This is a genomic window from Marinococcus tarijensis, assembly GCF_054971385.1.
Window position 1 is genome coordinate 120,296 of sequence record NZ_JBQOJA010000008.1, and the last position, 6,587, is coordinate 126,882.

A 6,587-nucleotide genomic window follows, 5' to 3' on the forward strand; every position below is an offset into this window, starting at 1 on the left:
TTAAAAAATTGAATAAGCTATAACAGCCAGGAATAAAACAATACAAGGCACGACAACGCTCACAAAAAATATAGGTTTATAAGATCTTCTGTGCGTTTCTCCACAAATAACTCTTACTGTAGTCACCACATACCCATTATGCGGAAGAGAATCAATTCCTCCGGAAGCCAGTGCAGAAATTCTGTGCATGTCTCCCGGGTTCAATCCTTGAGCCATGTAAATAGGTGCCAGGATAGGAAGTGCAATACCTAAACCTCCGGAGGCCGAGCCTGTAATGCCACAAATAACTGTTACACCTATAGCTAAACCTAATAATGGCGGACCTGGCATATTCACCAGTCCATTAACTACGGTATCAAAGGCTGCTACCTGAGCTGCTACACTTCCAAAGCCGACCACAGCACATGTGTTTGCTAAAGCTACTAAAGCATTCTGCGTACCAGTTGCCAGGTAGTCCCAAAAAGCCTGCAGGTATTTATTCATACTTACACAAGCTAATGCGATCCCTGTAGTTAAAGCGATTAACAAAGAAGATGTAGGATCGATAAACTGGGATAATACATTTAAAATAATAATTACTAAAATTAAAGGAGCGAATGCCAGGAAAATATTCGGCAGTTTTTGCTGATGCTCCGGGTTCGGATCATGCTCCGGCTCAAGCTCTTCTGCTTCAACTGCCGCAGCGGTTTCCTCTTTAGTCTTATTAGAAGGTCCATACGGGAGTGAAAATTCTTCTCCGTTATCACTTGCTTTTTTCACCAGCTTCCCAAGCCACCAGCCTCCGGAGACCATAACCAACAGAGCATTGAGTACACCTATGATGCCCCCGGCTGTAGGCGCCGTATCAAAAAATTCTGTTGGTATAATATTTTGAATTTCCGGAGACCCCGGGGCTGTCATCGTAAATGATATAGAACCGAACACTAAAGCTGCCGGAATAAACCTATGTGGAAAATTTGCAGCCTGGAACAACGAAACAGCTATAGGATAAACCGCAAATCCAACCACAAATAAACTAACACCACCGTACGTCATAATCGCAGCGGCAGCTACTACCGCAAAAACAGCCCGCTTCGCACCAAGCTTTTCTTTCGTCCAATGGGCAATACTGTCTGCCGCTTTGGTTTCCTGGATAATTTTCCCAAAAATTGCTCCAAGAAGAAATACTAAAAACCATGAAGCAAAATAATCAGTAAAACCGGTCATATAGTTATCCAAAAGGGCATTTTGAAGGTTTAACCCCCCTGTTAATGCCACAACAATGGAACTAAGCAGTGCTGCTACGATGATATTAATGCCCTTCATCGTAAGATATATTAACAGAGCAAGAGAAGCAATCAGCCCTAACATTCCGACAATACTCATTTTTTCCCCTCCCGGCTACCTCACGGTTTTTTCAGCATAATTATAGTCATAGCAAACCTGGTATAGCTCTTTCATTTCCTCCGCAGAAGGTACTTTAGGATTTTTTCCAGGACTGCCGCTTTCAAATGCATCTTTCACCATTTTGTCGATAACGCTTTCAAATTCTTTTTGTTCAATCCCCCATTCCTGCAGATTAGGTATTTGTAAATTCCGGCATAGTTCTTTAACAGAGCTGATAGCAATATCCGCTGCTTCTTCATTTGAATATTTTTCAGCTTCTGGTCTGAAAATCCTGCCTAAATCAGCTAAACGCTCAATAGCATCTTCCCGGCTGAACTCCATTACAGCCGGCAGGAGCATAGCGTTTGAAAAACCATGTGGTACGTGAAAAAGGGCTCCAATAGGACGCGACATTCCATGAACCAGGCATACAGACGAGTTTGAAAAAGCCCACCCTGCCTGCAGGGCACCTAAAGCCATTTGTTCCTGTGCCTCTACATCTTCTGGATCATTATACGTTTTTTGCAGGTTCGGCACGATTAATTCCATTGCCGAAAGCGCCATCATGTCTGACAGTGGATGCGCTTTTTGAGAAATATACGCTTCAATGGCGTGACTTAAAGCGTCTACTCCGGTAGCAGCTTTGACTTTCGCGGGGGCCGATTTAGAAAGCTCCGGATCAATAATAGCTGCTTCGGGTAAAAACGCCGGCTGTTTTATCATCATTTTCACTTCATTAGCAGTGTTTGTAATTATCGTAACGTCTGTAGCTTCCGAGCCAGTACCGGCAGTAGTTGGAATGGCAATATGAGGTGAAGGCAAATGGGAAGCCTGCTTTTTCCCACCCATATAATCACCTATATACCCGCCATTGGTACTAACTACCGCTACCGCTTTAGCTGTATCAATGCAGCTCCCCCCGCCTATGGATAAAACTACATCACACTCCTCCTGGCGGAAGAAATGCAATGCTTCTTCCACGAACTTGTCTGTAGGTTCTGATCCCACACCGTTATAAACGATGCTCTCTACATTTTCTTCCTGCAAATAAGTACGGCACTTCTCAATGTATCCTAATTTTTCTATCATTTGATCGCTGATAATAAGTGCTTTTTTCCCTTTTCGGGCGGTTTCTTTTCCTACCTGTCGAAAGGACTCTTTGCCATAGTGAATAATTGCTGGCGATTGGAAAGCTGTAGGTATATTCATTAAATTTCTCCTCCTTTGCATTATTCTTATTGCAAGAAGCGTGCCAACTTTTAAATCCCCTCATAATAACGCTTACAAAATAAAAACTGTAGAATATTTGTACATTCTACAGTTTAAGTGTTATTACTATATATACCTACTTTAGATTATATTTTTTTAACTTTTGATATAGAGTGGTACGATGAATGCCTAATTCTTTTGCCGTTTTTAATTTATTCCCTTGATTTTTTTCAAGAGAATTACTAATAATCTGCTTTTCTTTCTCTTCATCATTGGCTTTCAAAATTGGAAGCTCTCCTTTTATACTTCTGCTCTCTGTCTCTACCAATAAGTAAGGGGGCAGATGTTTTTTTTCAATTACTTCTTCTTCCAGCAAGACCACCAGATTTTCTATCACATTTCTTAACTCCCGAATATTTCCTTCCCATTTATATTGAATAAAGACCTGCAGGGCTTCAGAAGAAATAGATTTTGTCTGCACCTGATGTTTGCTGCATATTGACGTTAAATAGTGGGCAACAAGAGAAGGAATATCTTCTTTTCTTTCCCGAAGAGGAGAAATGGGAATTTCCACGATATTAATTCTATAATATAAGTCTTCCCGGAAGCTGCCCTTTTTTACTTCTTCATATAGATTCCGATTCGATGCAGCTATGACACGGGCGTCCGTTTTAATTGATTCGAGGCCTCCTACCCTTTCAAATTCTCTTTCCTGCAGCACCCGAAGCAGTTTCGTCTGCATATAAGGCGGCATTTCGCCTATTTCATCCAAAAACAATGTTCCTTTCTGGGCTAATTCAAACTTTCCGGGCTTCCCGCCTTTTTTTGCTCCGGTAAAAGCTCCTTCCTCATAACCAAAAAGTTCAGATTCAATTAGATGCTCCGGGACTGCTCCGCAATTAACGCTTACAAACCGACCGGTTGAAAAAGGGCTTAATTCATGAATGCCCTGGGCAAACAGCTCCTTTCCAGTTCCGCTTTCCCCTGTCAGAAGAACCGTTATCTGCTTTTTAGCAATTTTTCTTGCCAACGATTTTGAGTGCATGGTGCTTTCACTCTGTCCAATGATTTCATCAAGCGTGAATCTGGCACTGCGTTCTGCACTTACATTCACGGCTTCATTTGTTAACTGCTCACTTCTATAGCTTTTCTGCATATTTTCATAAATTTTATAAAGCTCATTTAACCCTTCAAAGATAAGCATTCCTACAGCTCCGACCACTTTACCGTTCTTCCATAGCGGGAGCCGGTGAACCACCATTGCCTGGCCATTAATATACTGGATAGCCCCGCGCTCCGGGAGCCCGGTGCGAATCGTGTGGTGCAGTTTTGTGTTTTCTATGATTTCCTCCACTTGCTTTCCTAACGCATAATGTTTATCAATCCCAATAAAACGGCTGTACGCATCATTAAATTGAATAATAATCCCGTTATGATCTACTACTGCCACCCCTTCGTAAGCCCTTTCTAAAACGATATCCAAAATTTCAGCTGTATGTTCGAGTTTATCTGCTTTTTGCAATAAATCTGACAGTCCATCCGATATATTACTCCGATTCAGTACCCCTGTAAGCTTGTTATTTTCATCTCTTACAACAAACCATGCCGACTTACTTCTATAAACATTCAGCAGTGGTTCATTCTCCTGAACGATAATGAAATCTTCTTTGCCTAAAAAATCTGCAACCGGACTGCTTCCCGCCCCGGATAAAATATATGAAAGCATAAGCCGCGGCGTAACGAGTCCAATTGGTTTATTATCACTGCTTACAATGACCACATTTTCCTTTCGGGACGCTGCCATCAATTCCGCCAGCTCCTGTACACTGTTATCTGCTTCTGCAGTCAAAGGTACAGAATCCATCCAATCCTGTACTAAAAAATTATCCTCCAATTCCTTGATTCTTCTTTGCGGTTCGAAATAGTTATCCAAAACAAGCCTCCTTGATTACATTTTTTAATTAACAACGGCTCAAATATAGAAATTTTGATTATTAACTATCTTTTCTTTTTATTATAGTATTTTTAACAATACTTTGTACTTCAATTGCATCACTTATGTATAAATATTAATGTACTTCAGGTTACTATGCATAATGTTTTTTTATTATGTAAGCTCCCTTACACTGCGGTACTTATGCTTTGAATAATTACTTTCCACCGTGATACATTGTTCCAACAATAATGTTTCCGGCTTACTAACGGCATAAATGGTTTTACCACGGGCCACACTTGATATGCCTGTGTTTTGAAAGGATTGAAGACTTTTGCTCCCACTTCCCCGCTGGTTAAAAACTGCTTTAGTTTTATTAGCATTTGGCACCGTTTCTTACTTCACTCATTTTCATCTGGAGATCCGTCCGCCTGATATCCGCGACTTCATCTTGTCGGTTGGTTGGTGGGGTCCGGTTATTTTCTTTATTGTTTATACGATTGGCCCGTTTGTCTTCTTCCCGACCTCTGTCCTTTCGCTTGGAGCAGGCCTTGCCTTCGGTGTGTGGCCCGGGGTTCTTTATATTATTATCGGTGCTACAGGCGCCGCGTCCACAGGCTATGTTATGGCCAGGCTGTTTGGCAGGTCCGTATTAAAAATGGACAGCTTCTCCTGGTCGGAAAAGCTGTTCCATCAGATGGAAAAACGCGGCTTCTTATATATTTTTGTCCTCCGGCTCATCCCCATTGTGAGCTTTGATTTACTCAGCTACGCAGGCGGGATTGCCAGGGTCCGTTTTTCTTCATTTATTCTTGCTACCGTTCTCGGCATGATCCCTGGAACGTTTGCCTACAGCTTTCTTGGTGCTAGTATTGCTTCAGGCAATATTTTTATATTCATCATTGCTGCAGCTTTATTTTTATTGTTAATCGGCATCACGTATTACTTCCGCAAGCCCGTCAAACGATGGCTCGGCCTTTCTCCTGACAAGCCTTAAAGGCTTAAGACCAACATATTAAAACAGATGAATGATTCCCCGGCCAGACAATTTAAATAATCAGAAATGAATAGGAGAATTTTTATAGCGATTGCGGCTGCAGATGTTGGTATGCAGGCAAACCAGGTCAAAGCGTAAAAACCCATGGATTGAATGAATAGCAACAGGGGTATCCGTACAGGGTATTCCTGTTTTCTCTTTCTGTATTTTCTCTAGCACTAAAAATGAAAGGATCGATAGCATGTCTATGAACTTATTTTCTCTTTCCAAACAGGTGGCTGTGGTCACCGGGGGCGGCAGCGGCATTGGAAAAACAATGGCCGAAACACTGGCCGGTGCTGAAGCCCACGTAGTCATTCTCAGCCGTACCCAGAGCAAAATCGAAGAAGCAGCTGACGAGATCAGCAATGAAACAGGGGCAAAGGTAACTCCTCTTGTATGCGATGTGACGGATAAGGACCAGGTGGCACAAACCGTCTCGCGTATTATGAATGATTTCGGCCGGATCGACGTTCTTGTTAATAACGCCGGCACCGCCGCTTATGGCAAAGTAGAGGATATAAGCGAAGAGGACTGGGAGCATGTGTTCAATACGAATCTGAAGTCTGCGTTTCTCATGACCCAGGCCGTCGTTCCCCACATGAAAAAAGCTAATTACGGCCGCATTGTGAATACGGCTTCGGTAGCCGGCGGCGTAAGCTTGTTCTTCAGCTCTGTATACGGTCCGAGCAAGGCAGGCCTTATCCACTTTACTAAACAGTTGTCAGGCGAGCTTGCTCCGTACGGCATTACGGTGAACGCGATCAGCCCGTGGTTCTTTAAAACAGATTTTAATGCCGGCTCCCTTGAAGACGACGATTTCCGGCATTCCGTTGAACAGCGCACCCCGGTTCAGCGCACCGGACGTCTTGACGAACTTAAAACCTCTGTTCTGTATCTGGCCGCTCCCGGATCGAGCTATGTGAACGGCCAAAATATTTACATTGACGGTGGCATGACTTCATTTGGGGCTGTCCCAAAATTCGAATGATAGCTCTTTTAAGCGGAAGCTGGAGATGTTTCTCCGGCTTCTTTTTTCGTGGT

General features: G+C 42.8%; 5 protein-coding genes. 2 read left to right on the top strand and 3 right to left on the bottom strand.

The genetic code is table 11. From position 1 onward, the window contains the following. The 3 genes from ACTTK7_RS06925 to ACTTK7_RS06935 form a co-directional block, all read right to left on the bottom strand. Positions 1 to 1,365 (bottom strand): GntP family permease, encoded by a 1,365-nt coding sequence (locus ACTTK7_RS06925; protein ID WP_462866888.1) that lies wholly within the window; start codon positions 1,363 to 1,365, stop codon positions 1 to 3. Positions 1,366 to 1,380: 15 nt separating this feature from the next. Then, positions 1,381 to 2,574 carry an iron-containing alcohol dehydrogenase gene (locus ACTTK7_RS06930; RefSeq protein ID WP_462866890.1) on the bottom strand — a complete coding sequence of 398 codons (1,194 nt, stop codon included), beginning with the start codon at positions 2,572 to 2,574 and terminating at the stop codon, positions 1,381 to 1,383. Between the two features lie 136 nt (positions 2,575 to 2,710). Further along, positions 2,711 to 4,507 carry a sigma 54-interacting transcriptional regulator gene (locus ACTTK7_RS06935; protein WP_462866892.1) on the bottom strand — a complete coding sequence of 599 codons (1,797 nt, stop codon included), beginning with the start codon at positions 4,505 to 4,507 and terminating at the stop codon, positions 2,711 to 2,713. Between the two features lie 334 nt (positions 4,508 to 4,841). Here ACTTK7_RS06935 and ACTTK7_RS06940 point away from each other — a divergent pair, with 334 nt between their 5' ends. Both ACTTK7_RS06940 and ACTTK7_RS06945 read left to right on the top strand, forming a co-directional pair. Then, positions 4,842 to 5,504 (top strand): TVP38/TMEM64 family protein, encoded by a 663-nt coding sequence (locus tag ACTTK7_RS06940; protein WP_462866894.1) that lies wholly within the window; start codon positions 4,842 to 4,844, stop codon positions 5,502 to 5,504. 241 nt (positions 5,505 to 5,745) lie between these two features. Continuing rightward, positions 5,746 to 6,534, top strand: coding sequence for an SDR family NAD(P)-dependent oxidoreductase (locus tag ACTTK7_RS06945; protein ID WP_462866896.1), 789 nt, complete (start codon positions 5,746 to 5,748; stop codon positions 6,532 to 6,534). Positions 6,535 to 6,587: the final 53 nt, after the last annotated feature.

Bases quoted from the DNA above. Each gene is read 5' to 3' on its own strand.
- ACTTK7_RS06925 (WP_462866888.1), bottom strand. From the start codon at position 1,365: ATGAGTATTGTCGGAATGTTAGGGCTGATTGCTTCTCTTGCTCTGTTA.
- ACTTK7_RS06930 (WP_462866890.1), bottom strand. From the start codon at position 2,574: ATGAATATACCTACAGCTTTCCAATCGCCAGCAATTATTCACTATGGC.
- ACTTK7_RS06945 (WP_462866896.1), top strand. From the start codon at position 5,746: ATGTCTATGAACTTATTTTCTCTTTCCAAACAGGTGGCTGTGGTCACC.